This is a genomic window from Terriglobus sp. YAF25 (assembly GCF_052113305.1).
Taxonomy (GTDB): Bacteria; Acidobacteriota; Terriglobia; order Terriglobales; family Acidobacteriaceae; genus Terriglobus.
In genome coordinates this window covers 1-4,471 of record NZ_JBFRCY010000478.1, presented here as the reverse complement: position 1 = coordinate 4,471, position 4,471 = coordinate 1, and the positions used below count along the sequence as shown (strand labels likewise).

At 52.1% G+C, this 4,471-nt stretch carries 2 protein-coding genes; both read right to left on the bottom strand.

The window, feature by feature from the left end; genetic code table 11:
* The coding region (locus tag AB4043_RS18320) for a hypothetical protein (protein WP_442307723.1) at positions 1–818 on the bottom strand (818 nt) is incomplete at its 3' end.
* Positions 763–3,861, bottom strand: a complete 3,099-nt coding sequence (locus AB4043_RS18315; protein WP_442307722.1) for an RHS repeat domain-containing protein — start codon at positions 3,859–3,861, stop codon at positions 763–765. The genes AB4043_RS18320 and AB4043_RS18315, both read right to left, overlap by 56 nt.
* Positions 3,862–4,471 lie beyond the last annotated feature (610 nt).

Here is a 4,471-nt window from a genome sequence, read left to right as displayed (position 1 = left end):
GAGTAATAATACCTCCACGTCCCAGCGAGGGAGTCAATCATTTGCTGTACGTTGCCATTCGGCTCGTACGACAGAGACTCGCTGTAGACGGTGTTCCCTGTGATCGTAGGTGCGGAGGATGGATTGCTGCCAACCACCTGGAATGTATAGATGGGGCCAGTGTTGGTGGACTGAGCGGAGTCTGTCGCAATTGCCGAGATGCGGTGTATTCCGACCGCGATATTTCCAATCGGGATCGAGGCGTGCCAACCGCTCTGGGCCGCGCCCGGGATGCCAGTGCCGCTGGCAACATCAGGACGTGAATCGCCAAGGGTCGCGAGACCAACCGACTTGCCATCAAGGAAGAGTTCCACCTGGCTTACAGGCGACTGCGGCGAACCGTCAGGGGAGACGGCCCATCCAGAGACAGTCAGCGTTGCGCCCTGGTTGACCGTCGGATTAGTACCCGAACCGTCGATCCAACTCATGATCTGCTGATGAGAGGACACAGTCAGTGTGGCCTGATTCCAGCAGGTAGATTGATTCCCATCGAAATCCATACCGCGTGTCGCCAGGGTATGTGTCCCTACCGATAAACTCCCAATCGAGCCGCTGAAGAGCCATCCGCTATGAAGGAAATTAGAAGCGTTTGAGTCATAAATACTGCTGCCGGGCTGACTGAAGGCGGCGACGACGTCAGGGCGGTCATGCGTACCCGTTCGGACTCTCCCGATGACGTTGCCATCGATCAGCACTTCTACCCCCGCGGAGGGTGCGCCGTCCTCATGATCGACCAGCCATCCATCGATGTTCAGCATTCCGTTCTGGGAAAGTGTCATCGAACTCGATGGGCCGCCGCATCATCTGGAATGGTTCGAAGTAGTTACCGTGCCACCAATCGACTCCGAAACTCCTTGATATTTCATTGCCGGCAAGATCATAGCTGAACTGCGTATCAGAACGAGGATGACCGCAGCTTCTCGGCGTGCACGATCCAACCGTCGTAACCCTGCCCATTGCATCGTAGCTAAAACCGTTCCAGGTCTCCGGAGTTCCGCCGTCGCCGGTCCACTGATACGTCAAGCGGCCAATCGGGTTGCTCGCAGCGAAGAGAGCGCTGGAGTTGTGAGTGTCCTGCGCGACATCGTACCGGTAGTGTGCTGATGGAGTATTCGTGTAATCCCCACTGGGGTAAGTCCGATCCGTCAACCGATTCAGGGCATCGTAGGTGTATTGCGTAATAATGCCGCGCGCGTCCGTTCGGTAGGTTAGATTTCCGTTCGCATCGTAGCTATAGACGAAACTCCAGCTTTGATTTCCGTCGCAGAGATTGCCCACAGAAAGAGACTCTGGATTGCAGGACTTCGTGAGGCGGGAAAGCGAATCGTAATTGAAGGTGCGGGTCCGTGCGGCTTCGCCAGAAACTCCTGATTGGGTGACCGTTTTCAGGTTGCCGAGCGCATCGTAGATATAGTTCGTGTGGAGACTGAGCCCGGAAGGGTCCTCGTAGACGTCGGTAATATCTCCAAATGCATTCCGGACCAACTTGCTTTTGCGAGTAGACTCGTCGATAAATGTGACCGAGCTTCCTGAGTATACGTTCGACTCTTTACTCGAATCGGGATTGGTTTTCCGAATCATTCGACCCAGTGCATCATAGTCATAACCTGTCGTATAGGAATCCGAGCTTGCGCAGTATGGAGTTGTTTCAGAGACGACCTTGCCAACCAGATCGTATGCCGTCTTTTGATGTATGGTTCCCCCGGAACATGATGAGGGTTGGTTAAGGCGCTGTATATCAATTTTGCGGCCTTGGCTATCTAATACAACACGTGTCTCAATCGAGGGGTTCGGAGTGGCAATTACGGTCGTTGTCACCCAGTCAGGATGTTGCGTTCCCCCAAAATCGACTGAGATATGTCCACCGTCAGGATTCCATGTGTCCGTCACCCTTCCCGCGGCATCTCTCGCTATAGCCACTGTCTCGCTGTTTGCATCTTTGTGTGCGACTACGGCACCATCATCTGCAGAATAGCGAAAACTTGTTTCTTGCTGTTTCGCATTACGTATGCGCGTCTGATACGCGAACGTTCCTGAATTTGTACAAGAAGTAGAATTTGCTGCGCCAAAGCAGTCCGTGTAGTCGTAATCGGTCTCGTTTCCTCGACCGTCAACTTGGTACACAAGCTGACCCAGAATGTTGTAATGGAAACTACTCGATATGGTGTCACCGGGAACCATATTGATGTATTGCGTGACAGATGTCAGGTTCCCTCTTCCGACTCTTCTGTTTGATGAATAGTTCGTGTCATCATGACTCGCAATGCCGGCAACCGAGTTATTTTGATAGCCAGATACCGTACTCAGATCCCATTCGTCATACCCATAATCAACTTGGCTGATCTTGGTTCCCTGATCATACTTTTTAATGCTCTTTACCCTATCCAAGATGTGCGCATTAACCAGGTCACTCGAGTGGTCGAACTCAACATCCGTTTCGCGATCGGGCGTACTGGTTTCCGCCTTACCAAAGTCCCATTCCTTCTTGGCTGTGACAAAGTTAAGTGGAGTAGATCCGACCGATGCGCCATACATATAGCGCACGATCGAGCTCGATCCGTCGTCGAGCGTCTGTTTTATAAAGCCAGGACGTCCGGGAAAAGCATAGTCACCGAACGTAGTTCGCTTGATTAGACTTCCACCGGCCGCCGCGCCGGAATAAACATCGATCGTAGCCAGATTTGGCCATTGGGTTCCGACGACTGGGGCTGAATAAATCGTCTCGTCCCGCACAAAGGCGTTTGCTGATACGTCAAAACGCGAAGGACCACGAACACAGGAACTATGTTCGGTAGTCGTAACCCCACATATTTGACGACTTCCGGACACCGTAAAATGGCCACCTCCCGGCAGCGCGGAATAGACGATGTCATAGACTGCAGTTCCTACCGTGGCCTGGGTGACGCGAAGTACCGGGACTCCGCTGTCCAGGGCATCTGTATAGCCCGGCAAGTATGTAAACGTCAGGGACTCCCCCGTCGGGAGTTGTATAGAATTCAATCCGCCGTAGTGGCCAGGCGAGCCACCCGAATCATAGTCGAAATGAAAGGATTGCCCTGTAAGAATTTGCACGGCCGTGATTCGCTGGCTTAAGCTTGTGTCACAGAACTCAGACGTACTTGGAGGGGGATTTCCTCCGTAAAAGTTCGTGCACACCGCTGGTGCGGCAGATGTTGTAATTACAACGCTAGAACTCCCGGCCTGGGTAGGAAACGTTAAAGAGTGCTGACCTGCGTCAGAAATGCTTGTCTGGAGGACGCTCCTCCCGACGGAATCGGTGGTTCCGATGAAATTTCCATTGGTGTCTCTTGAGGGGGCTTCTCCAGACGCATTAAAAACCTGATCAACCTCGTTGTAATTCTTGACTGATAGAAAGTATCCATCGCCGTCGTCCGAATATCCTTGCGCAATAGGTGTCCCGTCGCCAACCCTGCAATCTCTTTTGGTCTGATGGTCGACGGGAAATGTACGAGTTGTTCCATTCCAGTCTTGCAGATAAAAGGGGTAATAGACGTCCGCTGACTTGTCTGGACCATCAGTGTAAGTATCGGGTGGGCATGCGACTTGTGAAGTATCGTAAAACCCGAAAGGCGAAGTCCTTATAGCGCCATTGGTTTCGGTGATGAGCCTCCATCCTCCGGATCCGCCCGAATAACCTCTCTCATAGAACTTAAAGGCTTGATTGTTCTCCCGCATGTCCCAGGTAGCACTGTCGTAGATGAGCTTATAGCGGAGATACAATCCCCCTCTTTGCGGCGAGGTATAAAGCGGAATCTCGATATGCAGATTCCCACTAAGGACATCGATTGAGAGATCGATCATGGAAGCGGACGTCCCGCCTAGCGGGAGCGTGACTCGCGTCCCATCGGGGGGAAGGCCAATCGTTTGGGGAATAGGTGCCTGTGCGCCAGCCCACGGTGAAAGACTAAGAAGAAAAGACAAGAATGCAAGTCTTGTAATCCTAGCTGAACCTCTCGGCATGAGGCTCGTTCCTGTGAACGCGCCAGATGGGCGAGCAGGAACGACACCAAAGCTCTTCCTGATAAAAGAGCGCAGCAAGGACGAGACGAATTGTAGGCAGATCAAGAACAGTCCTCCAGACGAGCAGGACCTGGGAAAAAGAAAAAACTTGGTTCTGTTTTTTGTGTTGTGCAGCTAGACTCTCGTCTCGGCTTGTGGATTGTCAAGTCCGCAAATTCTTTAGTGCTGTTCGGTTTTGCGACAGTGCAGCAATAGCCCGTTTTTATTGGGATGTTTTGTACTCGAACTCTCTCTGCTCTGTCGAGTCTGTGTGAGTACTACTTGATTTTCGGAGTTATTTATACGAGAAGAGAGTATGTCACGTTATCTTCCCTATTCTCCAGAGCAGGGTTATCTTGTTCCGCCTCGCGTGGACGAAGTTCTGAGCGCGGATCATCTGTGTTTTTTCGTT